Annotated in this window: 26 protein-coding genes; all 26 read left to right on the top strand. The window is 43.5% G+C overall.

Annotated features, from left to right (window positions below):
- Window positions 1-110: 110 nt before the first annotated feature.
- The 26 genes from MKY75_RS22860 (at window position 111) to MKY75_RS22740 (ending at window position 23,585) form a co-directional block, all read left to right on the top strand.
- Entirely contained in the window at window positions 111-1,856 is a 1,746-nt protein-coding gene (locus tag MKY75_RS22860; RefSeq protein WP_340886622.1) for an ABC transporter ATP-binding protein, read from the top strand.
- A 17-nt stretch (window positions 1,857-1,873) separates the two neighbouring features.
- The gene (locus MKY75_RS22855; RefSeq protein WP_340886619.1) at window positions 1,874-2,590 is read left to right on the top strand and encodes a S8 family serine peptidase; all 717 of its coding nucleotides are present in this window, start codon (window positions 1,874-1,876) and stop codon (window positions 2,588-2,590) included.
- Window positions 2,587-4,725, top strand: coding sequence for a radical SAM peptide maturase, CXXX-repeat target family (locus tag MKY75_RS22850; RefSeq protein ID WP_340886616.1), 2,139 nt, complete (start codon window positions 2,587-2,589; stop codon window positions 4,723-4,725). The genes MKY75_RS22855 and MKY75_RS22850 overlap by 4 nt, the downstream gene beginning before the upstream one ends.
- Before the next feature lie 29 nt (window positions 4,726-4,754).
- Entirely contained in the window at window positions 4,755-5,051 is a 297-nt protein-coding gene (locus MKY75_RS22845) for a CXXX repeat peptide modification system protein (RefSeq protein ID WP_250240607.1), read from the top strand.
- Window positions 5,051-5,248, top strand: coding sequence for an AC3_0185 family rSAM-modified Cys-rich RiPP (locus tag MKY75_RS25650; protein WP_445671526.1), 198 nt, complete (start codon window positions 5,051-5,053; stop codon window positions 5,246-5,248). Before MKY75_RS22845 ends, MKY75_RS25650 begins: the two co-directional genes overlap by 1 nt.
- A 246-nt stretch (window positions 5,249-5,494) precedes the next feature.
- Window positions 5,495-6,124, top strand: coding sequence for a uracil phosphoribosyltransferase (gene upp, locus MKY75_RS22840; protein ID WP_013312332.1), 630 nt, complete (start codon window positions 5,495-5,497; stop codon window positions 6,122-6,124).
- 109 nt (window positions 6,125-6,233) lie between these two features.
- Window positions 6,234-7,403: a non-hydrolyzing UDP-N-acetylglucosamine 2-epimerase gene (wecB, locus tag MKY75_RS22835; protein WP_029518511.1), complete on the top strand. Its 1,170-nt coding sequence runs from the start codon at window positions 6,234-6,236 to the stop codon at window positions 7,401-7,403.
- 171 nt (window positions 7,404-7,574) lie between these two features.
- Window positions 7,575-7,829: an AtpZ/AtpI family protein gene (locus MKY75_RS22830; protein ID WP_069010013.1), complete on the top strand. Its 255-nt coding sequence runs from the start codon at window positions 7,575-7,577 to the stop codon at window positions 7,827-7,829.
- Window positions 7,822-8,202 (top strand): ATP synthase subunit I, encoded by a 381-nt coding sequence (locus MKY75_RS22825; protein ID WP_069010012.1) that lies wholly within the window; start codon window positions 7,822-7,824, stop codon window positions 8,200-8,202. Before MKY75_RS22830 ends, MKY75_RS22825 begins: the two co-directional genes overlap by 8 nt.
- Window positions 8,203-8,231: 29 nt before the next feature.
- Entirely contained in the window at window positions 8,232-9,056 is an 825-nt protein-coding gene (gene atpB / locus MKY75_RS22820) for a F0F1 ATP synthase subunit A (protein ID WP_069010011.1), read from the top strand.
- Window positions 9,057-9,160: 104 nt separating this feature from the next.
- Window positions 9,161-9,385 carry a F0F1 ATP synthase subunit C gene (gene atpE / locus MKY75_RS22815; protein ID WP_025683777.1) on the top strand — a complete coding sequence of 75 codons (225 nt, stop codon included), beginning with the start codon at window positions 9,161-9,163 and terminating at the stop codon, window positions 9,383-9,385.
- Between the two features lie 113 nt (window positions 9,386-9,498).
- Entirely contained in the window at window positions 9,499-9,987 is a 489-nt protein-coding gene (atpF, locus tag MKY75_RS22810) for a F0F1 ATP synthase subunit B (RefSeq protein WP_023990709.1), read from the top strand.
- Window positions 9,984-10,529 (top strand): F0F1 ATP synthase subunit delta, encoded by a 546-nt coding sequence (locus MKY75_RS22805; protein WP_029518507.1) that lies wholly within the window; start codon window positions 9,984-9,986, stop codon window positions 10,527-10,529. The genes atpF and MKY75_RS22805 overlap by 4 nt, the downstream gene beginning before the upstream one ends.
- Before the next feature lie 19 nt (window positions 10,530-10,548).
- The gene (atpA, locus tag MKY75_RS22800) at window positions 10,549-12,063 is read left to right on the top strand and encodes a F0F1 ATP synthase subunit alpha (protein WP_029518506.1); all 1,515 of its coding nucleotides are present in this window, start codon (window positions 10,549-10,551) and stop codon (window positions 12,061-12,063) included.
- A gap of 175 nt (window positions 12,064-12,238) precedes the next feature.
- Window positions 12,239-13,105, top strand: a complete 867-nt coding sequence (gene atpG / locus MKY75_RS22795) for an ATP synthase F1 subunit gamma (RefSeq protein ID WP_023990707.1) — start codon at window positions 12,239-12,241, stop codon at window positions 13,103-13,105.
- A gap of 121 nt (window positions 13,106-13,226) precedes the next feature.
- Complete coding sequence (atpD, locus tag MKY75_RS22790; protein WP_029518505.1) at window positions 13,227-14,627, top strand: F0F1 ATP synthase subunit beta; 1,401 nt, start codon at window positions 13,227-13,229, stop codon at window positions 14,625-14,627.
- Window positions 14,628-14,697: 70 nt separating this feature from the next.
- Window positions 14,698-15,111, top strand: a complete 414-nt coding sequence (locus MKY75_RS22785) for a F0F1 ATP synthase subunit epsilon (protein ID WP_013312322.1) — start codon at window positions 14,698-14,700, stop codon at window positions 15,109-15,111.
- A gap of 347 nt (window positions 15,112-15,458) precedes the next feature.
- A complete protein-coding gene (locus tag MKY75_RS22780) occupies window positions 15,459-15,710 on the top strand; it encodes a DUF1146 family protein (protein WP_039271550.1) in 252 nt (83 codons plus the stop codon).
- A 324-nt stretch (window positions 15,711-16,034) separates the two neighbouring features.
- A complete protein-coding gene (murA, locus tag MKY75_RS22775) occupies window positions 16,035-17,390 on the top strand; it encodes a UDP-N-acetylglucosamine 1-carboxyvinyltransferase (RefSeq protein ID WP_029518503.1) in 1,356 nt (451 codons plus the stop codon).
- A 227-nt stretch (window positions 17,391-17,617) separates the two neighbouring features.
- Complete coding sequence (gene spoIID, locus MKY75_RS22770; RefSeq protein ID WP_241113436.1) at window positions 17,618-19,045, top strand: stage II sporulation protein D; 1,428 nt, start codon at window positions 17,618-17,620, stop codon at window positions 19,043-19,045.
- 70 nt (window positions 19,046-19,115) lie between these two features.
- Window positions 19,116-19,856 carry a M23 family metallopeptidase gene (locus tag MKY75_RS22765; protein ID WP_029514614.1) on the top strand — a complete coding sequence of 247 codons (741 nt, stop codon included), beginning with the start codon at window positions 19,116-19,118 and terminating at the stop codon, window positions 19,854-19,856.
- A 201-nt stretch (window positions 19,857-20,057) separates the two neighbouring features.
- The gene (gene spoIIID, locus MKY75_RS22760; RefSeq protein WP_007432737.1) at window positions 20,058-20,345 is read left to right on the top strand and encodes a sporulation transcriptional regulator SpoIIID; all 288 of its coding nucleotides are present in this window, start codon (window positions 20,058-20,060) and stop codon (window positions 20,343-20,345) included.
- A 171-nt stretch (window positions 20,346-20,516) separates the two neighbouring features.
- A complete protein-coding gene (locus tag MKY75_RS22755; RefSeq protein ID WP_023990703.1) occupies window positions 20,517-21,515 on the top strand; it encodes a rod shape-determining protein in 999 nt (332 codons plus the stop codon).
- 121 nt (window positions 21,516-21,636) lie between these two features.
- Window positions 21,637-22,521 carry a flagellar hook-basal body protein gene (locus MKY75_RS22750; RefSeq protein WP_069010009.1) on the top strand — a complete coding sequence of 295 codons (885 nt, stop codon included), beginning with the start codon at window positions 21,637-21,639 and terminating at the stop codon, window positions 22,519-22,521.
- 13 nt (window positions 22,522-22,534) lie between these two features.
- Window positions 22,535-23,362, top strand: a complete 828-nt coding sequence (locus MKY75_RS22745) for a flagellar hook-basal body protein (RefSeq protein WP_340886614.1) — start codon at window positions 22,535-22,537, stop codon at window positions 23,360-23,362.
- A gap of 10 nt (window positions 23,363-23,372) precedes the next feature.
- Window positions 23,373-23,585: a DNA-directed RNA polymerase subunit beta gene (locus MKY75_RS22740; protein ID WP_029514611.1), complete on the top strand. Its 213-nt coding sequence runs from the start codon at window positions 23,373-23,375 to the stop codon at window positions 23,583-23,585.
- Window positions 23,586-24,208 lie beyond the last annotated feature (623 nt).

The following is a 24,208-nucleotide window of genomic DNA, read 5'->3' as shown; positions in this document are numbered from 1 at the left end:
TGCTTTTATTCAAAAAAATATTCATTTGAGAGAATGATCACATTAATATGGAATCAATTGTATTATTATTTGTTAAGAGATTTTAAAGTCACAAGGCGAGGGGCTAGATTATGGATTATATTAAACATCCAATAACCCTGAAATTACTAGGACGTATGTGGATGCTAATCCGTCCTTATAAAGTACAATTTTTAGTGAATATAGGTGTGATAATAGCTTCAGTTGTTTTAAGTCTTGCTCAGCCTTTATTATGGGCAAAAATTCTTACTTCCCTATACGATCAAAATCTAAATGAACTATATAAATTTACATTATTTTTTATAATATTCTTTTTGATTCAAACAATGGTCAATATTGGTAGGGCACATTTTTTTTCGTTTTTAAATGAATCTATTATATTAAACTTAAAACAAACGTTATATAAGAAAATAATGAACTTATCAATTTATGACTTTGACAAAATAGGTGTGTCTGAATTTATTTCTAAGTTGCATAATGATACTGAGGTAGTTGCCGACGTCATTGTGGGTAAGTCGGTACACTTTATCGTGAATTTACTAACGTCTTTGGCTATAGGTGTAACTCTTTTTTTCATTGAGTGGAAATTAGCTCTCTTGATTGTTGCCTTAATTCCAATTTTATATTTCATTGTAAAGTTATTTTCTAAGCATATTAAAGCTAGAAGTACCGAAGCTTCAAGTATTAATGATTATATATATTTCATAGTACAGCAGTCTTTTATTGGTATTAAGGAAATTAGAAATCTTAATATACGAGATCAGAACTTAGTTAACTTCGGTACTGCTACGGAAAAACTTAAAGTGAAAAAAATCAAAATCGTACATTTACAGGCTATTTCTCAAAACCTCGCTCAGATTATTAGCTTCATCATCCAAATTCTTATAATTTTAATAGGTGCATATCTTGTTGTTGAAACTAAAACATTATCTATAGAAATTTTTATCGCTTTAAACACATATTCATTTCAATTAATTAATTCATTAATGCAAGTTACAGAATTCAATACTGATTTTCAAAGATTAGTTGTATCACTTGAAAGAATATTTGCTGTTATGGATAGAAAAGAATACAACTTTGAATTAGAAAAGGTGGAGATAACGGATAATTTAATTGGAGGAATAAATTTTACAAATGTGTCTGTATCCTATGAGACGGATCGTGTAATTCTCGACAATGTAAGCTTCGAAGTATCACCTTTTTCCAAAACAGCAATTGTAGGAAGAAGTGGTGCTGGGAAATCAACAATTTTCAATATATTACTTAGATTTTATTCACCTTTAAGTGGTCATGTCTATATTGATAATTATAACTTACAAGAAATTGATGAACTTAGTCTTAGAAAGTATATTACGCTTGTTCAACAGGTACCCTACTTTTTTGGTGGATCAATAAAAGAAAATTTGCTTGTCGCTAATCATGATGCCACTGTTGATGACCTTTATGAAGCATGTAAAAAGGCCTACATTCATGATGCAATTATTAATTTGCCAAATGGGTATGAAACAATAATTGGTGAAAACGGTACCAATTTATCGGGTGGGGAGAAACAAAGGCTTGCAATTGCAAGAGCAATATTAAGAAATACTAGGATTATTTTGTTAGATGAACCTACTTCTTCTGTAGACAATGAGTCACAGTACTTTATTAATAAGACCCTTAACTTACTTTCTCATAATCATACAATAGTCATTATAGCGCACCATCTATCTAATATTATTGATTGTGACAAAATAATCATTCTTGATAAAGGAAAGGTTATTGAGAGTGGTATCCATACTAGTTTAACTAGTAATAAAAATTATATAGATCTGTTTAGTTCTGAAATGCCAATCTAACAATAAGGAGGGAGAAGGTGATTCGAACCAATACTTTTGCTTGTAGACCTGTCAAAATTGTTGTTTTAGATAGCGGAATAGATTTAGAGAAAGGGGGGCTCGTAGAGCATGTAAAGGAATCTATACATTTCAGTTTCGATAATAATGGTTTTTTATTGGAGGAAGAACAATTTTCATATAATAATGATCATGGAACAGCAGTTGCAATGGCCATTAGGCATATCACGCCAAATGTTGAATTTATAAGTATGAACATACTAAATGAACAACTAAGATCTGACGGAAGATTATTATTGTATGCTTTTAAGAGGGCAATAGATTGTAATCCTGATATTATACACATGAGTTTGGGGACGAAAAAACTTAGGTATGCAAAGCCGTTAAAAAAATTGGCATGTGAAGCTAGGAAACATGAAGTCTTTGTTGTAGCCGCTGCTAATAATAATAAAGTTAGATCCTTACCTGCTAGATTAAAGAATGTTATTGGTGTCTTGGGCTTATCTAATTTAAATCCTGAACATTATTGTTTTACTAATAAATATTTTTATGCTTGCGATAATGTTAATGATGTCAGGAGAATTGGCGAAATACCAAATTATAAGTATTTAGTGGGTTCCAGTATAGCAGCAGCATTTATAACTGGTCATATAGCCAGATTAATTAGCAAAAGAGACTTTAGGTATGATGAAATAAATTCATTATTAAAAAGAGGGATTATGGGAGGGGAAGTATGAGTACACTGAATTATATGTTAGGTAAAACCGTAGAGGAGTGGAGAGCAGAAGAAGGGAAACAAATTACTTTTTGTGTTACTGAGGACTGCAACTTAGTTTGTAAGTACTGTTATATAGTAGGTAAAAATCATAAAAATAAAATGACATTTGAAATTGCCAAAAAGGCGGTAGATTATATACTGAGTCATCCGGAATATTTTCCAGAAAAAGCGGTGATTTGGGATTTTATTGGGGGCGAGCCATTTCTGGAAATTGATTTAATTGATAAAATTTGTGATTATATAAAAATTCAGATGTATCAATTGAATCATCCCTGGTTTAACAATTATCGTTTTAATTTCTCGTCGAACGGTCTTTTATACCATACGCCTAAAGTTCAGAGATTTATTAAGAAGAACCATAGTAAGTTGAATATTGGAATTAGTGTAGACGGAAATAAGACCAAACATGATATGCAAAGGGTTTTTCCTGATGGTAGTGGTTCATACGATCTTGTGAAGAATAATATTTCGTTGTGGCAGAGACAGTTTCCGAACAGTCACACTAAGGCTACCTTTTCACATGATGATTTACCACATCTTAAAGATAGTATAATTAGTTTGTGGGAATTAGGAATAAATGATGTGTCAGCAAATGTAATATTTGAAGATGTGTGGGAAGAAGGAGATGACCAGATTTTTGAGGACCAACTCAAAGAATTGGCAGATTATATTTTAGATCACGATCTATGGAAGGATCATAATGTAAGATTTTTTGAAGAAAATTTAGGTAAGCCACTTGATGAGGAAAAGCTAAATCAGAATTTTTGTGGAGTTGGGAAAATGCTTGCTATAGATTATAAAGGTGACTTTTTCCCGTGTGTTAGATTCGTTGATTATTCCTTAAGTAACAGACCTGGATACTCCATTGGTAATATACACACTGGAATTGATAAAAACCGTTTAAGACCTTTTATGTTACTTAATCTCCAAAATCAAAGTACAGAAGAGTGTATCAATTGTGAAGTTGCGTCTGGATGCGCATGGTGTGTTGGGCATAATTATGACACTGCATCTACTGATACCATATTTCAAAGGGCAACGTTTATTTGTAAAATGCATAAAGCAAATTGTAATGCGAATGATTACTTCTGGAACAAGTTTGAAAAAAGAACGGGAATAAAGCCATCAGTATCAGTACCGGATGGGAAAGAGAAGTATTTAATGTTTTTGGAATCGGATCATATAACAACGCATTGTTCATACAAGAGTAAAATCAGATCAGAAAGTGAATATATGGATGAGGAGACTTATAAGCTTGGACTGCAGTTTTGTAAAAATCACAACTTAACGCCTATTCTATTAGGAGACTTTCCTTACGCTGATGCATCAATACTACGAATGAGTGAAACTAATTATCACAAAGGTAATAAATTTATACAAATTTTTGATAACGACGTATATCAAATTCAAAATACACAAATAGATAAAAATGATAATCAATTATGCATTCTCAAAATAAATAAGGGGAATATAACCAGTATAGAAGGGCTTATTAAAGTTTTAAAGCCTAACTTTAATAGAATTAATCTTATTTTAGATGATATCGAACTTTGGAATAAAGAAAACTTGGAGAGTTATGAAAGAGAGTTAAGTAAACTCTCCACGTTAATAATTAAAAGTTACAAAGAGGAAAGCCCCTTGGAGATTAATGTACTGACTGATATTCTAGAACTGGATAAAATGTGTAACTGTGGTGCTGGAGAGAATACATTCACACTTGCTCCCAATGGAAAAGTTTATATGTGCCCTGCTTTTTATTTTGAAGACTCTGAAAAATATATGTGCGATCTTGACCTAGATAATAAGTTGATAACAAAAGAATTAGTGGGCTTGGGACAATCACCATTATGCAAGGAATGTGATGCATTCCACTGCAACAGATGTAAATATTTGAACCATAAACTCACGACTCAAATTAATGTACCTTCTGAGATTCAATGTATCATTAGTCATATTGAAAGGGAATGTTCAGTTCAAATTAAAAATTGTCTGGAGAAAGAAGGCATAACGTTTAGAAATAGTTTAAAAAGTGTTGATTATTTAGACCCTATTCATAAGTTTTATAAAACAAAGTCAAAGCAATTGATTAATTAATAACTTTTATTAACTAAGGAGTGTAAATCATGAAAAATGAAATGGTAGGGGTCGTTCTGGAATCCGAAAAAGAAGAAATCTTGCAATTGTATGAACGTAAAACTGCATTGCAAGAGCTAATCAATTCTTTTAATGATACTGCAATGATTCATGATAATTTATATGAAAGGATTGTAAAAGATCTCGGTCAGACTATGGTAGCTATGGAGAACTGGTGGGCTTGTACTTCTAAGAAATATCAATGGAAAAGACACCCTGACTCTAACTGGACCATTGATTTTAATACTAATGAAATAAACTTGGTGAGGAGTGAAGTAAATGCTTAATGATTAGACAATTACACCTGAAAGGAGGTGAAAAAATGAGAAATTTATTTTCTAAAAAAAATATTGGAAATAGAGAAGATGTTCAAGGTTATTGTGGAACATGTAGCTTTTCCTGTACAGGTGGCTGTGCAAGCACATGTACTTTTTCATGTAGTTCAAATTGCACGTATACATGCAGTGGAAAAGCGGTATGGTAATCTCATAATTAATTAACAAATGCTTGGACAAGAGACTGTCAGTGACAGTCTCTTGTCCATTGAAACTGTAGTATAAGTAGCACCTATTAATGAAACATACTAATTTTAGCTTATGATTTTTGTACATATACAGCCTTTAGTGTAAAAGCGCGATTAGAATGATATAATAGTTAGGATTTATGAAGGATACTCGCTAACTTATTAAAAACAACACAGTATCTGAAGAAGCAACGGAGGGAATATATTATGGCGAAACTGGTGGTTTGTGATCACCCTTTGATCCAACACAAACTTACATTTATCCGCGATGTGCGGACCAACACCAAGGATTTCCGCGAGCTGGTGGATGAAGTAGCAACCTTGATGGCTTATGAAATTACACGGGATATCCCGCTGGAAAGCATTACGGTGCAGACACCGGTTGCTGAGACAGAAGGTAAAGTGATTTCCGGACGTATGCTGGGTCTTATTCCGATTCTGCGTGCAGGCTTGGGTATGCTGGATGGCGTAGTAAAACTGCTGCCTGCAGCAAAGGTGGGCCATGTGGGACTGTTCCGCGATCCTGAGACGCTGCAACCCGTAGAATACTATACGAAGCTGCCTACAGATGTAACTGAGCGCGAATTGATCGTGATTGATCCGATGCTTGCAACGGGTGGCTCTGCAATTGCGGCGATTGATGTGTTGAAAAAGAGAGGCTGCACTCAAATTAAAATGATGAATCTGATTGCTGCTCCTGAAGGAGTCAAAGCTGTGCAGGATGCACATCCTGATGTAGACATCTATGTCGCTGCACTGGACGAGCGTCTGGATGATCATGGATATATCATTCCGGGTCTTGGTGACGCGGGAGACCGCTTGTACGGAACCAAGTAGACTGCCTTTGGCAGTTCGGTAAAATCTATGGACGTTATACAGGTCCTTATTTTAAATAATGGAAGATCTGTGAAGCGGACATTTATTATGAAAAGGGGTTCAACAGAAAATGTCCAAAATCAAAGTGATGACAATTTTTGGTGTGCGTCCGGAAGCAATTAAGATGGCTCCTCTTATTTTGGAGCTTCAGCGTCACCCGGAGCATATCGAGTCCGTGGTATGCGTTACAGCTCAACATCGCCAGATGCTTGATCAGGTTCTGGAAGTTTTCAATATTCACCCTGATTATGATCTGGACGTAATGAAGGATCGCCAGACACTGAATGAAATCTCCATGCGGGTACTTCAAGGTCTGGAACCTGTATTGCGTGAGGCCAAGCCCGATATCGTGTTGGTTCACGGTGATACACTGACGACTTTCCTCGCCAGCTATGCAGCCTTTATGCAGCAGATTGAAGTAGGGCATGTGGAAGCGGGTTTGCGAACGTGGAACAAGCTTTCTCCATATCCTGAAGAAATGAACCGTCAGCTCACAGGCGTGCTGTCTGATCTGCATTTCTCGCCTACTTCTTTATCGGCTGGAAATTTGCGGAAGGAAAACAAGCCTGAATCGCGAATATATGTTACAGGCAATACAGTAACTGACGTATTTCAGTATACGGTTCGCCAGGATTACGAGCACCCTGTACTGGAGTGGGCTCAGGGCAAACGCCTGATTCTTATGACAGCACATCGCCGGGAATCCCAAGGGGAACCGCATCGTCAGATTTTTAATGCGGTTAAGCGAATTGCGGATGAGTTTGAGGATATCGCTATTGTTTATCCGGTTCATCCGAGTCCGGCTGTGAAGGAACCTGCATTTGAGATTTTAGGCAACCATCCGCGTATTAAGCTGATTGATCCGCTGGATGTCGTGGATCTGCACAATTTTTACCCACATACACATCTGATCCTTACGGATTCCGGTGGGCTTCAGGAAGAAGCGCCTTCGTTCGGAGTACCTGTTCTGGTGCTGCGTGATACGACTGAAAGACCGGAAGGAATTGAAGCGGGCACCTTGGAACTGGTGGGTACGAACGAAGAGAACGTGTACAATCGGACCAAGGCACTTTTGACAGATTCCGCGTTGTACGATTCTATGAGTCAGGCAGCGAATCCTTACGGCGATGGAAAAGCATCAGTAAGAATTGTCAATGCGATTTTGCACCATTATGGCGTTCAATCCGAACGTCCTGAAGAATTTCACACAATGTTCACAAAAGGTGTTCGTCCGATATAATTATTCTTTACAAGGCAAGCATACAGTTAAACTGTACGGTTACCAAGGGATACAGCAATTTAAGATGCTTTGTCGTTTGATTTTATACTTTAGGGCGCTAAAATATCTCAATTGACAAAGCATCTTATATTTAAGTAAAATGGACTGGAATTGCAGGGGTGACATGGAAAAGTGGTCAAACCTTCCAAGCAAAACAACAACCGAAATAACACCGGGAATGCCTTCAAGGCAATTGGATTGGTGAGCGCGATCGGCATTGATTTGGCGATATGCACATTGGGTGGTTTCTATGCCGGAAAGTGGCTCGATGCTAAACTTGATGGCTCCGGAATTTGGATTGGCGTAAGCGTTCTCGCAGGCTTGGTTGTAGGCGCATTAAGTATTGCCCTTGTGATCGGAAAGGTATTGAGGGATAACCATGAATGAGATGACCCGTATGCAAAAAATGTTATGGATCGTAGCGCTTGGTATTATGGCTCTGTGTTTCCTGGTCTCCGCCTTCATGCCCCAACATCGTGACATTGCTCACGGAATCATTCTGGGAACGGGAGTAAGCTGTCTTAATGTGCTGTATATGGCCTACAAAATTCGACAGGTTGCGAATGCAGCCGCCGGTGAAGGCAAGAAGAAAAAGGTGGGCATTGGCTTTGGCGTTCGAGTAGGGACCTCTATTTTGGCAGTAGTGCTGGCGCTAGAATTTCCAGCCTATTTCCATGAGATCGCTGTAATGGCAAGCCTGGTGACTGGACAATTTCTTCTTTTAATTATAGGCATCATATTCGCGCTACAGGAAAAATGATGGCTCAACTGAGAAAGGGGTGAGAAAACATGTTGCATGAATCACCGATTATCGAATTGGGCGGATTTAACATTGACTTGTCCGTCATTATTATGCTGGTTGTGACTTGCGCGATTGTATTTGGACTGGCATTTGCTGCAACGCGCAATTTGTCTGTGGACAATCCAAGCAAGCTGCAAAATTTTATGGAATGGGTCGTCGAATTCGTTCAAGGACTGATTACCAGCACGATGGATTTGAAAAAAGGGAAGCCATTCCTCTCCTTGGGGATGACGCTGATCATGTTCATCTTCGTCGGAAATATGCTAGGCTTACCGTTCGGGATTGTGACCGAGTTCGATAATGCGCAAAGTGCCCAAGTATTTGGACATGAAATCATTCCAGTCAAAGAAGCATTAGAACAAGCACAGGCGTCTCACCCGGGCGAAGCTGCCCATGTAGGTATCAGCTGGTGGAAATCACCTACCGCAGATGCAGGGGTATCCATTGGACTGGCTTTGATGATCTTTGTCCTGGTTCATTTCCTGGGGATTTTCCGTAATACCAAAGCTTACTTCAAGCATTACATTCAGCCATTTCCATTCTTTTTGCCAATTAACTTGATTGAGCAGTTCTCAAAACTGTTGACACATGGTATGCGTCTATTCGGTAATATTTTTGCCGGCGAAGTTTTGATCAGTGTTCTGCTGAAAATGACAGCACTTGGTGTGGGAGGTATGGTTGCTTCCGTATTGGGACTCGTGGTCTGGCAAGGATTCAGTATTTTTGTCGGCAGTATTCAGGCGTTCGTCTTTACCATTTTGACGTTCGTATATATTTCGCAGGCAATTGACACGCATGAAGAAGAGCATTAGTTAAAATTAGTTTCGGGTTTTTAGTTAAGTTCAGGAGTACGCTTCGCTCTTAACTGCAAATACATGTACAACACAAATACACATCTCTAAGGAGGATTTTTTAAATGGGAGCTTGGGCATTAATAGCAGCAGCTATCGCAGTAGGTTTGGGTGCGCTCGGCGCAGGTATTGGTAACGGTCTGATTGTAAGTAAAACAGTTGAAGGTATCGCTCGTCAGCCTGAGGCTAAATCAACTTTGCAAACGGTAATGTTTATCGGTGTAGGTCTGGTTGAAGCCTTGCCTATTATCGGGGTCGTTCTGGCGTTTATTTTCTACGCTAAGGCATAATAATTTGAAACTTGCAAGGTTTGGCGGGGAAGGCCACAGCCATCCGCGCCTTCTTTGTTGCTTGGCTTAAGGGATAACTAGGACTGACGTTCACCGGAAAGGAGTGACTTCAATTGAGTTTAAATTGGACAAGTATCGTTTTCACAATTATTGCATTTTTGATCTTGTACTGGTTACTAACGCGTTATGCATTCGGACCTCTCTTTTCCGTTATGGAGAAGCGGCGTCAGCTTGTATTACAGCAAATGAATGAAGCGGCACAGACGCGTGAACAGGCTGCTGCTTATGTTGAGGAGCAAAAGCAGGCTCTCCAGCAGGCACGTAAGGAAGCGTACGACATTATTGAGCAGTCAAAACAAACAGGTAACAAACAAGCGGAGCAAATTATTGTTCAGGCTAAAGACGAAGCTGTCCGCCTGAAAGACGAAGCTGTTCGTGAAATCACAAGCGAGCGTAATAAGGCGGTTGCCGAACTGCGCAGCGAAGTGGGTAAAGCTTCGGTACAAATTGCTTCCAAACTGATTCAAAAGGAAATCAAGGAAGACCAAGTCCAGGGAGAGCTTGTCGACCAATACCTTAAAGAGGTAGGAGGCAAAGCATGAGCCGGGATACGGTAGTAGCCAAACGGTATGCGAAAGCTTTGTTTGAAGTGGCAGAGCAGGAACAGACCATTATGGAAACCGAGCAGGAGCTACGTGCTTTTGTAGAGGCTGTATCGGGGGATGCTGAAATCCGTAAATTCATTAATTCTCCTAACATTACGGAAGCGGTCAAGCTTCAAGTTCTGGCTAACAGTTTTGAAGGCAAGTTGTCTGCCTCGCTAATTAACACGATCAAACTGTTGATTCAGCGTAGTAGAGCAGATTTGTTTGAATCTCTCCTTGCCGGATACCTCGATATTCAGGAATACAAGCTGGGACTTGCTCATGCAAAGGTGTATTCGACTTATGCTTTAAGTGATCAGGAAAAAACAGCGGTAGCCGAGGAATTCGGAGCCCGTGAACATAAAACAATCCGTGTGGAAAATATAGTGGACCCGAGTCTGCTGGGCGGATTAAAAGTGGTTATCGGCGATACATTGTACGACGGCAGTCTGGCCGGCAAGCTGGATCGTCTCGAGAAATCCTTTAACAGACGAGTATAGAAGATAGGGGTGAACACACTTGAGTATCAAACCTGAGGAAATCAGTTCATTGATTAAAAGTCAGATTGAACAATATAAAAATGATATCGAGGTCGTTGAAGTCGGCACTGTTGTTGAAGTCGGCGACGGTATTGCCCGCGTCTACGGACTGGAAAAAGTTATGGCCGGTGAATTGGTTGAATTCGACACTGGCGTATTGGGCTTGGCGCTCAACGTGGAAGAAAGCAATGTCGGTGTTGTTATTTTGGGTCAATTCTCCGACATTCGTGAAGGTGGTCAAGTAAAACGTACAGGCCAGATCATGCAGGTCCCTGTAGGGGAAGCAATGATTGGACGTGTAGTTAACCCATTGGGGCAACCAGTAGACGGTAAAGGACCGATTGCTACAACAGAATTCCGTCCGGTTGAAAGTCAGGCTCCAGGCGTTATGGCCCGTAAATCGGTACATGAGCCTATGCAGACGGGGATTAAAGCTATTGATGCGATGGTTCCAATTGGTCGTGGTCAACGTGAGTTGATCATCGGTGACCGTCAAACAGGTAAAACATCTATCGCAATCGATGCAATTTTGAACCAAAAAGGTAACGGCATGAAATGTATTTATGTCGCTATTGGTCAAAAACAATCCACGGTAGCTCAAGTTGTTGAAACATTGCGTCGTCACGGTGCGCTGGAATATACGATTGTCGTTACGGCATCAGCTTCCGAGCCATCACCATTGCTGTACATTGCTCCTTACTCTGGCTGCGCTATGGGTGAGTATTTCATGTACAAAGGCGAGCATGTCCTTGTTGTTTATGATGACTTGACTAAACAAGCGTCAGCTTACCGGGAATTGTCCCTGTTGCTGCGTCGTCCACCGGGCCGTGAAGCATATCCGGGTGACGTTTTCTATCTTCACTCTCGCTTGCTGGAACGTGCAGCGAAGCTGAATGATGAGTTGGGCGGCGGATCACTTACCGCATTGCCGTTCATCGAGACACAGGCTTCCGACGTTTCTGCATATATTCCAACCAACGTTATCTCCATCACAGATGGACAGATCTTCCTGGAAGCTGACTTGTTCTATGCAGGACAACGTCCGGCGATCAACGTAGGTATTTCCGTATCTCGTGTAGGTGGTTCAGCTCAGATTAAAGCAATGAAAAAGGTAGCAGGTTCCCTGCGTCTGGATCTTGCTCAATATCGTGAGCTTCAAGCGTTCTCCCAATTCGGGTCCGACTTGGATAAATCCACAAAAGCCCGTTTGGATCGCGGCGCACGCATGATGGAAATTCTGAAACAGGGTGTTAACCAACCGCTTGCTGTAGAGCAACAAGTAGTGAGCTTGTATACTGCTGTAAAAGGCTTCCTTGATGATATCCCTGTAGCGGATGTAAAACGTTTTGAAAAAGACTTCCTGTCTTTCATGGTGTCTGACCATCAGGACGTGCTTCAATCTATCCGCGACACGAAAGACTTGGTGGCTGATAACGAAACGGCTTTGAAGGCAGCTATCGAGAAATTCAAAAAATCATTCGCCACGTCGGTATAATACATTGGAATTTGCCTGTTTATGATGAAAGATGTTCTAAGGAAGCGTGCCCTCCGGGTTTTGGCTTCCTTGGCATGTTTTACCCTCAATAACAGGCCCTTTAACATATGCCCGGCTGGATTTGAATCTTACGAAGTTAGCTTTGGCTTTGCCAAAGCTTGAAGGTGGTGAAATCATGGCAAAAGGTATGCGCGAGATTAAACGTCAGATTAAAAGTGTGCAGAGTACGAAGCAGATCACGAAAGCGATGGAAATGGTCGCTGCATCCAAGCTGAGAAAAGCTCAGGAGAAAGCGGAGTCGGCTCGTCCTTACTCGGAAAAGCTTAAGGAAGTTGTGAGTAGCATTGCTTCTGGAGCGAATAACATCAAGCATCCAATGCTGGAAACGCGTCCGGTTAAAAAGACTGCTTATCTCATCATTACATCTGATCGTGGTCTGGCTGGTGGTTATAACGCCAATATTTTACGACAGGTTACGCAGACGATTTCTGAACGTCACCGTTCACAGGATGAATTTGTGATTTTCATCATTGGACGAAAAGGACGGGATTATTTCAGACGTCGTGAATTTCCTATCGCTGAATCGGTAACAGATCTGTCGGATACACCTGCTTTTGCAGATATCAAAACGATTGCAAGCAAGGCTGTACAAGGCTTTGAACTTAAAGAATTTGATGAGCTTTATCTATGCTATAACCGCTTTGTCAACGCATTGACTCAAATTCCAACAGTTGACCGTCTGTTACCAATGGCAACACCGGATTCAGCTACAGCTTCATCCTCAATTAACTATGAGTATGAGCCTTCACCAGAAGGAGTGCTGGAAGTATTGCTACCGCGTTACGCGGAAACGCTCATTTACGGCGCTTTGCTGGATGGTAAAGCTAGTGAACTGGGAGCGAAGATGACGGCAATGGGATCTGCTACGAAGAATGCTTCCAAGTTAATTGGTGAGCTTTCCTTGACCTATAACCGTGCTCGTCAAGCGGCTATTACCCAGGAAATTACGGAAATCGTTGCAGGGGCAAGTGCTCAGTCTTAATCAGGCTTATAGCGACTGTTTTATAGCAGAGTCTACACTATTATGATAAATTGCGGGCGCAAAACAAATCAGAGTGGTTCGGATTTGCGGCTGTGCAAGCTTGTAGGAGGGAAACCAAAAGATGAACAAAGGACGCGTAGTGAGCATCATGGGTCCGGTTGTCGACGTTGAGTTTGAACGTGGACAGCTTCCGGAAATCCTGAATGCCATTCATATTGGGACTGTGCTGGAGAGCGGAGTCAAAATTGACCTGACGCTCGAAGCTTCAAAACATCTAGGTGACAACCGTGTGCGTTGTATTGCCATGTCTTCCACAGATGGTTTGGTTCGTGGAGCTGAAGCCATAGATCTGGGAGCACCTATTTCAGTACCTGTCGGCGAAGCAACTCTTGGACGCGTATTTAACGTACTTGGAACGCCAATTGATAATGGTGCTGATATGAGTGAAACGGCTAGAAACCCAATTCACCGTCAAGCTCCTTCTTTCGATGAGCTGACAACTCAAGCAGAGATGCTCGAAACCGGTATTAAAGTTATCGACTTGCTGGCTCCTTATGCCAAAGGTGGTAAAGTCGGATTGTTTGGTGGTGCTGGTGTAGGTAAAACCGTAACCATTCAAGAATTGATTAACAATATCGCTCAGGAGCATGGTGGTATTTCTGTATTTGCGGGTGTAGGTGAACGCACACGTGAAGGAAATGACTTGTACCATGAAATGAGAGATTCCGGCGTTATCAACAAAACAGCGATGGTGTTCGGACAAATGAACGAGCCTCCGGGTGCACGTTTGCGTGTAGCTCTCACAGGTCTGACGATGGCGGAATACTTCCGTGACCAAGAAGGCCGTGACGTGTTGCTCTTTATTGATAACATTTTCCGCTTTACCCAAGCGGGTTCTGAGGTTTCTGCCCTGTTGGGACGTATGCCTTCAGCAGTAGGTTACCAGCCTACGCTGGCTACTGAGATGGGTCAATTGCAAGAACGGATTACTTCTACTAAAAAAGGTTCCGTTACTTCCATTCAGGCGATCTACGTGCCTGCGGATGACTACACTGACCCTGCTCCTGCTACAACGTTTGCCCATTTGGATGCTACAACGAATCTGGAACGTAAAATTTCCGAAATGGGTATTTACCCGGCGGTTGATCCACTTGCATCAAGCTCCCGGATTTTGGCTCCAGACGTTGTGGGTGAAGAGCATTACAATGTAGCGCAAGGGGTAAAACAAATTTTGGCCCGCTACAATGAGCTTCAGGATATCATTGCCATCCTGGGTATGGATGAGCTGAGTGAAGAAGATAAAATGTTGGTAGCACGTGCACGTAAAATCCAGCGTTTCCTTTCTCAACCTTTCCACGTTGCCGAAACATTTAACGGCTTCCCAGGTAAATATGTGCCGGTTAAAGAAACTGTACGAAGCTTCAAAGAAATTTTGGAAGGCAAGTATGACCACCTTCCAGAAGCGGCCTTCCTTTTTGTAGGAGCCATCGAAGAAGCAGTTGAAAAAGCTAAAACACTGTAAACATACAGGCAAAGATTAGCCGAGCCTTACGAAGTGAGCTGTCTGCGGACAGCTTCCAGGAGGGATTCAAGTGAGCACGTATTTACTAGAGATTGTGACGCCGGAGCGCCTGGTCTATACAGAACAGGTAAACAGCATCAGTGTTCGCGGCTCGGAAGGCGATCTTGGGATTTTGCCCGGACACCTTCCCTTGGTCACTCCCTTGAAGATTGCACCGATACGCATTAAAATCGGTGGTCAAACTGAAGTGATCGCGGTCAATGGGGGCTTTCTTGAAGTCCGCAAGGATAAAGTGGTCATTTTGGCTGAGAGTGCGGAACGTTCCGAAGAAATTGATGTGGAGCGTGCCCGTGCGGCAAGGGAGCGGGCAGAACTGCGGCTCCAGAGCAAGCAGGAACAGATAGATCATCATCGGGCGGAAGTAGCTCTGCAACGGGCGCTTAACCGTCTAAATGCTACAAGCATCAGAACCAATAAGAATTAATATTGGAGTTTAAGTGGAATTTTAAAAGGGTTCGGCATAGTATACGGATGGAACGACAAGGAGACCAATTCATAACTTCTGCCAGAAAATGTCCGGTAGAGGGTGAGGAGGAACCTTGCTTCCTTCGATCACTGTGATCGGACTCTTTTTTTAGCTGTTATTACCAAATGTACAGTCCTATTTCTTGCCTGGCTGCTAGGTATTTAGTACCTTTTAAATTCACGAAACAGAAGTGATTAATCACATTTTGTCGAAATAAATGTCCTAAAAACAGAAATAGCACTGGCATATTAGGCGTTCGCCGAGTATTATAAAGAAGTCTGTGACGCAGATGGGGGGAATTATGGTTGAACGGGAAACAGCAATTGGCTGAACAGCTAAGTCAATCGGCGAGTATGACCGCGCTGATCTCTATGATCGTATCGCTCCTCTGTATAGCATTAGCTTGGTGGGCTTTACAGAGCTTAAAGCTGGATTTGTTAATCCGACAACCCAAAGGACCGCAGGGCAGATTGCTGCACTTGTTTCTTGCTATTATTTTGGGACAGTTGGTTTCGGGGTTCCTGTTGAGCTACATCTCTTGGAGCCAGATGCTCTAGAATTTGTTTTAACATGAAGTAGGCGGGTTATATGACCTTATGACTGTGTCTCTGCGGGAATTGTCGAATAACATCGCGTCATATTGTTAACAATGGTAAACAAAAGAACCATACATGTATAGCTGGCTGAATCAGTTAGAGTACAATGGTCGTCAAGTACAAAAAAACGCTTGTATACTTGTTTTAATCAGTGGTATGATGGCAGTTAGGGTATTAGTAAAATCTTGTTTTTTTATGTAATGAAAAAGCAAGGCATGAAAATAGCGGAATATGTTCTTTTTTTCCAGAATGGAAAAGAGAAATGACGCGCGGAGGGAACCATAGATGAGCAAATTTATCGTCCGCGGTGGCAACAGATTGACCGGGAGTGTCAAAGTCAGCGGAGCCAAAAACTCAGTTCTGCCGATCATCGCCGCTTCTCTGCTAGGAGAAGAAGGAGAAAGTGTCATTATTGATGCACCTCCTCTAGACGATGTGATGACCATTAACAAAGTGCTGGAGTCCTTAGGAGCAGGCGTTACATACCAAGATGAGGTCATTCGTGTTGACGCGCGGAAGATAATTTCCTGTGAAGCCCCTTACGAGTGGGTTAGGAAAATGCGCGCTTCATTCTTGGTTATGGGACCGTTGCTTACGCGTTTGGGACGTACAAGAATCTCGCTTCCAGGCGGATGCGCAATCGGAACGCGACCCATTGATCAGCATTTGAAGGGTTTTGAGGCATTGGGCGCGGAAATTAGCCTGGGCCAAGGTTTTATTGAAGCTAAAAGTAACGGGCGTCTGCGTGGAGCTAAAGTTTATTTGGATGTAGCCAGCGTAGGGGCAACCGAGAATATTATGATGGCCGCTACTCTTGCTGAGGGCGTAACTACCATCGAGAATGCTGCTAAGGAACCTGAGATTGTTGATCTCGCAAATTTCCTGAATGGAATGGGTGCCAAAGTACGTGGTGCGGGCACGGGCGTTATTCGTATTGAAGGCGTTGAGAAGCTGCATGGTGTAAAACATACCGTCATTCCCGACCGGGTAGAAGCAGGTACTTATATGGTTGCTGCTGCGATCACAGGCGGGAACGTATATGTAGAAGGCGCAATATCCGATCATTTGGGTCCGGTTATTTCCAAGATGGAAGAAATGGGTGTAACCATTCAACCTGATGAGAACGGAATTCGTGTCATTGCAGATAAGCCGTTAAAAGCCGTTGATGTTAAAACGTTGCCTTATCCAGGTTTTCCTACCGATATGCAGTCACAGATGATGGCACTTCAGCTTGCCGCTGAAGGAACGAGCATTATTACGGAAACCGTGTTTGAAAATCGTTTCATGCATGTGGATGAATTTCATCTCATGAATGCGGAGATTAAGGTCGAAGGCCGTTCTGCCATTGTAACGGGTAATGCTAAGCTGACAGGTGCGAAAGTAACCTCTACAGATTTGCGTGCAGGTGCTGCGTTGATTCTGACCGGACTCATTGCAGAAGGTACAACGGAAGTATCCGGCGTACATCACATCGATCGTGGTTACGTTCATTTGGCTGAGAAGCTGACCGGATTGGGAGCGGACATTTACAGAGTGACCGTGGAAGAGTCCAAACTGGATCATTCACCCAGTACAGAGCGCGTAATGCCGGAAGAGGCGTCTGGGAATCTGTTTAAGAAGATTCAGCCTTCCCTCGCCTAAGCTTTAACGCATGTAGCTTCATGTTGCATACGTATATTCTTAAACAACGAAGAACCAAGTCCGAAAGGACTGGTTCTTTTTATTGTTTATAGCCAGTCTTTTTCATTCTTTCAGTTCTCTTAAAATGGTTCTATCAAAGTGGACGACTTCATATGATTGAAAATATCTGCTGGAGTATATCTATACTTCCAGCCGGACACTTAGCCCTTTGATGGAGGTTTCAGCCTATGAAAGATTCGCAGGTTCGCATCCGTATACCCATTCATCATCCTAAGGAACATCGCCAGGCTTTATTTGCGGAGGAAGACACTGGCTCTATAGCTACCTTGTTACAGAAAAATAAGCTTATGCAACAGCAGCCGGACGCAAGAGGTACATTGCCGACTGGCGTCAAGCCCAATCGGGGTACAACAGCCGTGCCTTCCGCTGTGAACTCTGTTGATACGGCTCTGCCTATCGCTGGAGTAGCGGCCCATGACACACGCGCTGCAAGCCCGCTGCCGCACCTGCGTCCTTCCGCCGGGCGTGCCCCACGCTGGGGCAGCCGCCGCCCATGGCTGCCATTCGCCGCCATGGCAGGGGTGCTGGTGCTTGCCATGGCTGTGCCCGCGCTAATGGCGTGGCCTCGCCAGACGGCGCAGCCGGTGCCGCCAAGCAGCCGCACGGCAGTACCGGCTGCGCCTAGCGTGACGGCAAAGGGTGAGACGCCCGTCACGCGCTTACCGGGCGTCCCGCCGATGCCAGCGGTGCCCGCTGCGCCAACGCGTAGCGTACCGGTGGCGGCAGAGCCAGACGTGCGTGTGTATGTCACGTCCACCGGTCGCACGGAGACGTTACCGCTGGAGCAATACATTGTCGGCGTAGTAGCTGCCGAAATGCCGCCCAGCTTTGAGGGGGAGGCACTGAAAGCGCAGGCCATAGCCGCGCGTACCTTCATTGCCCGGCGCTTGCTGGCTGATGACACTAGCGGTGCCCCTGCGGGAGCAGATGTGACGGATACTGTTAAACATCAGGCTTATATCTCCAAAGCTAAACTTACTAGAGAATGGGGGCATTCTGGTAAATCCGCAGAGCTGGCTAAAATTCAGCAGGCCGTACGAGACACCAAGGATACGATCATGGTATATGAAGGCAAGCCCATTACGGCATCTTTTTTTTCTACTAGCAATGGCTACACCGAAAATTCAGAGGATGTGTGGGCGAAGGCAGTGCCCTATTTACGAAGCGTATCAAGTCCATGGGACAAGCAGTTGGCCCCGCGTTATTCAGAAACCGTCACACTGAGTCGTCAAAGCGTGTTCGATAGATTGGGGTTAAGTCGTACTGCAATTGCCGCCTCTACTGGAGGAGGAAGTATGCCAGAGATTCGTATACTCTCCAAGACAGAAGGACATCGCATCAAGAAGATTGAAGTTGGTGGCTCAATCTTTACGGGACCGGAGATCCGTAACAAACTGGGGTTGCGTTCGGCTGAGTTTACTTGGAAGGCTGAAGGGGACCGGATTGCTATAACAACCTATGGCTATGGTCATGGTGTTGGTATGAGTCAGTGGGGAGCCAATGGAATGGCCAAAGAAGGTCATACTGCCACTCAAATACTCCTTCACTATTATACTGGCATTTCTTTTGCGCAAGCCTCTCGTATTCTAAGTTAGTAAATATTTCGAAACTTTGAAGTATAAAAGAGTTGCACCCGGTAACACTGGTTACTGAGGTGATGAGCAAATGAATGAACAAAATAAAAACCAGAACCAAAACCATGAAGAAACACCCAAAACCTTTCAGGGTGGAAGAGCTTCACGGCCGTCTTCGTGGAAAAAGCTGTTGTCCAAAAGGTGGGCATACCCGGCAGCCTACATTGCCGCAGCAGCCATTATACTAACTTTAGTGTGGGTCTATCAGGATGCCAGCCAGAAGTCTTTCAAACCTGACCCAGCTAGTCCATCGGTACAAAGCACAAGTGCAGTGAATACCGATGTTAACGGACAACAGCCAGAAAGCGTGGAAGTCGTTGCCCAGTCGGAAAATATCGCATGGCCAGTGGCAGATGCTGGCGCAGTACAGGTCGTAAAGCCGTTCTTTGATGAGAACGCGACCGCTGATGAGCAGGCGGCAGCTATGGTAGAGTACGATAAAACATTTACCGCTAACACTGGGATTGATCTTTCCCGGACTGACGATCAGGCGTTTGAAGTAAGAGCCGCCCTGAGTGGCAAAGTATCTCGTGTGGAACAACATCCGCTGGTAGGTAATGTCGTAGAAATTACGCATGATAATAATCTCAAAACGGTGTACCAAAGCTTGAGTGATCTGAAAGTAAAAGAAGGCGATCAAGTGAAACAAAACGATGTGATTGCTTCAGCGGGTCGTAACGAGCTTGAAAAGGATTTGAAAACACATTTGCATTTTGAAGTGTATCAGGATGACAAGCCTGTGAATCCAGCAGGTCTGCTTCCTAAAAAATAAATCTGGTCATGGCTTTGCATGCAAAGCGGGGAATCCATATTCCCTGCTTTTTTCTTGTGTAGTTTTTGTGCATAAGGTAAACATAAGCTGCTTTTGCCAAATAAATAGGCCTTCCGAAGCATGTCTTCCCGCCAAACCGCGAATATATAGGCACGCTCCTCATATAATGTACCAAACTATCCACAGTAGGGAGGCGGGAGCGTGCACGATTACATCAAGGAACGGACCATCAAAATCGGTCGCTGTATCGTGGAAACAAGGAATACGGTCCGTACGATTGCCAAGGAATTTGGTGTCTCCAAGAGCACGGTGCATAAAGATCTGACCGAACGGCTGCCTGAAATCAACCCGGATCTTGCCGATCAGGTGAAGCACATTCTTGAATACCATAAATCCATCCGCCATCTGCGGGGGGGAGAAGCCACGAAAATTAAGTACAAAAAAACGAGTGGCAAACGAAGGGAGATTCTCGTTTCCGGCAAGTCCTAAAAATATATAGTGAATTGGCTGGCAAAGCCATTGAATCAACCCCCTGAAGTATGATATGTTAAAAGATGGTACAAGACGAAAAATGACATGTAACCGTAGGTTTATACATATATTTGCCGCTTCTTGTCGAATCTTAGCTTTTTAAAATATCACTTTGGGGGCCTTTTTAATATGTTCAGTAATGATATCGGTATCGACCTCGGTACGGCCAACGTGCTTATCCACGTCAAAGGGAAGGGGGTTGTTCTTGACGAACCTTCCGTTGTCGCGATAGAAAGCGATACAAAAAGAGTCCTGGCTGTCGGAGAGGAAGCGCGCCGTATGGTGGGACGTACTCCTGGTAATATCATAGCCATCCGTCCATTACGTGATGGTGTCATCGCCGATTTTGAAGTAACAGAAGCGATGTTAAAATATTTTATCAATCGGGTGGGGGGGAAAAGCTGGTACAGCCACCCTCGTATTCTAATTTGTGCGCCAACGAACATTACCTCAGTGGAGCAAAAAGCGATTCGTGAAGCGGCGGAACGTAGCGGGGCCAAGGAAGTATTTTTGGAGGAAGAGCCAAAAGCGGCTGCCATTGGAGCAGGAATGGATATTTTTGAGCCTAGCGGCAACATGGTAGTGGATATTGGTGGCGGAACGACTGACGTTGCAGTCCTCTCTATGGGGGATGTCGTAACAGCTTCTTCCATTAAAATGGCAGGGGACAAATTTGATACAGCCATCATGAAATATGTAAAAACGAAGTACAAGCTTCTGATCGGAGAACGTACGGCTGAAGATATCAAGATTGCTATCGGAACTGTGCATCCGAGTGGACGTCGTGCAGAGATGGACATCCGTGGACGGGATATGGTATCCGGATTGCCCAAAACGTTAAGTATATCTGCAGATGAAGTGCAGGATGCACTTAGAGATCCTGTGTCAGCGATTGTTGCTGCGGCCAAGTTTGTATTGGAGCAGACCCCACCGGAACTGTCAGCTGATATTATTGACCGTGGTGTTATTTTGACTGGTGGCGGTGCCTTGCTTAGCGGATTGGACGAGCTACTTGCTGAAGAACTGCGCGTTCCCGTACTGGTTGCCGAAGATCCGATGCATTGTGTTGTTAAAGGTACAGGAATTATGCTAGATAATTTGGATCATGTGGTTAAGAAAAAGTTCTAATCTGCCGATAGTGACTATAAGAGACTCGTGTGCGGTCAGGCAGGTTGCCTAGCATTTTGGCCTTCGTGCCTCCGCGCGAGCATATGATTTTAGCAGAGTATAGGATTGGGGTGCACGTTACATGTTGAGAGGTTTATATACTGCGGCCGCCGGATTGATGACACAACAACGACGCCATGACACCGTGACGCAAAATATTGCTAATATGAATACGACGGGATACAAACAGGAGAACAGTGTTCAGCGTTCTTTCCCCGAAATGCTTATTTCCATGACGGGTGGTAACCCTGATAACCCGGACCGTACGGTCGGCAAGCTCAATACTGGCGTTTTTGCTGAGGAAAGCCTCTCCCCTTACATTCAGGGAGCATTAAAGGACAGTGGACAAGCGACGGATTTTGCGATACAGTCCAATATTAATGTGAACGACCCAGCTACTGGTCAACCTATGGCTTTTGATCAGGCGGGAAAATTCATCAATGCTAACGGTGAAGTCACCTACCGTCCAGAAGCGTTTTTTTCGGTGCGGGACAGTAATGGTAATGTTCGTTATACACGTGACGGGCATTTTCAAGTAAATGGAGCGGGAGCATTGCTTTCATCGACTGGCTCAGCGGTGCTGGATACGAATGGAAAACCAATTCAATTGACCGGGGCTGTCTCAGCGCTTAAAGTAAATGAGCGGGGCGAATTGGTAGATAGCCAGTCCAACCAGACGTTGGGGACGACGCTCGGTATTAGTGTCATTGATCGTCCGTATCAGCTCGTTCGTGAGGGTAATGGGAATTTCCGCCTGAATGATACTGATGGTGCTACAGCTAGAATGATGACCGCTAATGATGCTGTATCCGTTCGTCAAGGTTACCTGGAGGTATCTAATGTAGATGCTTCACAGTCAATGGTGGATATGATGGCTGCGTTAAGAGCGTACGAAGCGAATCAGAAGGTAATTCAATTTTATGATAAAAGCTTGGACAAGGCCGTTAATGAAGTAGGCCGTGTATAACAGGGGGTAAGTGATGAACAACTCCATGATTGGTGCAATGGTATCTATGGCCAGTGTGCAGCAGCGTTTGGATTTAATTGCCGATAATATTGCCAATGTCAATACAGTTGGTTATAAGAGTAAACAGGGTTCCTTTGAAGATGTATTGGCCAATGTGAAACAACAGCCTTCAACGTATCTCCAAAATGGACGGGCCATGCCGCTCGGTTATAATTTGGGCTACGGAGTTAAAACGGCTGCAATCATGAAAAATATGGAGCAAGGTCCGCTCAAGGAGACGGGACTTCCTACTGATCTGGCGATCCAGGGTAATGCCATGTTTGAAGTTCAGGGAAATGGGCAAAAAGCTTGGACCCGTGATGGTAGCTTTCATTTTATTCCTGATCCGAATGATAGTGCGACGATGATGTTGACCACTGCTGAAGGTTATTCCGTGCTGGATAACAATGATGTTCCTATTACAGCTCCAGCGGGTTCCAAGGTGGCTATTAACTCGGATGGCGAGTTGCTGATTCGTGCTAATGGAATTGGGGATCCGACAGTTGGTCAGAGAATCAAGCTAATGGATGTACAGCGTCCAGAAGGACTGGAACAGCGGGATGATAACCTGTTCGTGTTGTTGAATGGTGTGACAGAGGCAAATGTATTCGGAGCTGCAGGTGTGGCAGGTGCTGTTCCAGCGGACGTATCTGTGCGTTCCGGTTATCTTGAGGAATCTAATGTGGATTTAGCGGGCGAAATGACGGATATGATGCAAGTTCAGCGGATGTATCAACTGGCGGCACGGGCATTAACTTCTAGCGATACGATGATGAACATGGCCAACAATCTGAGGGCTTAAGGATTTGGTGATGAAAGAAGAACAATCTGATTCCCGTCCGGTGCCTGTAAAGACGAAGTCCCGCTGGCGTACTGCTCGTTATTTCATAGTTCCGTTGCTGCTCCTGTTATCGCTGTTAGGCGGCTTAATTGCAGGATATGTAATTGTAGGTAAGCAAGGGTTGTCAGGCGTATTCGAGTGGAAAACCTGGCAGCATGTCATTGATCTTATTTTTGCGCCTTAAGTTTACTTTAAAAGAGTGGGGTGGCGGGAAAAGACCGCTCCGCGAATGATTTGATCTTACGATCGCTGTTGCAACGCGATTTTCCTAATTATTAAGTTTTTAGATGTGAAAATCCCGTTGCAAAGGCGAACGCTCACGCTTCTCCAGATTCAAATCCTTCGCTCCGCTGCTACCCGCCATTAGTGCCACCCTTATTAAAATAAACCACCCGCCATTGTGTGGGGAGTATATAAAAACAAAACCCTGTGCCAACGGCGCAGGGTTTTGTTCGTCTTCAATGGCAGGAAACTCCCACGCATGGATTGCGGTCAGTGAAGGCCATCGCAGAGGCCTTCACTTTTGTTCCGCCTTTCCCGACAAGCGAGTATTATTGAAGCGACGCTTTTCTTTTGAGCTAAAAGTAACTCGGCAGAGGGGATGGAATCGTTCTGAAGAAGCGATAGCTTCGCCTTTAACCTCGGATTTTACCCTTGAATTCTTATACAATGGAAAATCCGAGGTTAACAGCGATCGGAAGAATGATCCATCCCCGTAGTCCCTCCCTTTAGCTCAAATGAATTCCCGCTTTACACCATATTAGGAGCACTCAATATGGTACTTCCGCGTAATTTTCTTTTTGCATC

The sequence above is a fragment of the Paenibacillus sp. FSL L8-0663 genome (assembly GCF_038008125.1).
GTDB classification, from domain to species: domain Bacteria; phylum Bacillota; class Bacilli; order Paenibacillales; family Paenibacillaceae; genus Paenibacillus; species Paenibacillus polymyxa_D.
Note: the sequence above shows the minus strand (reverse complement) of the source record. Positions and strands in the feature narration are given on the sequence as shown.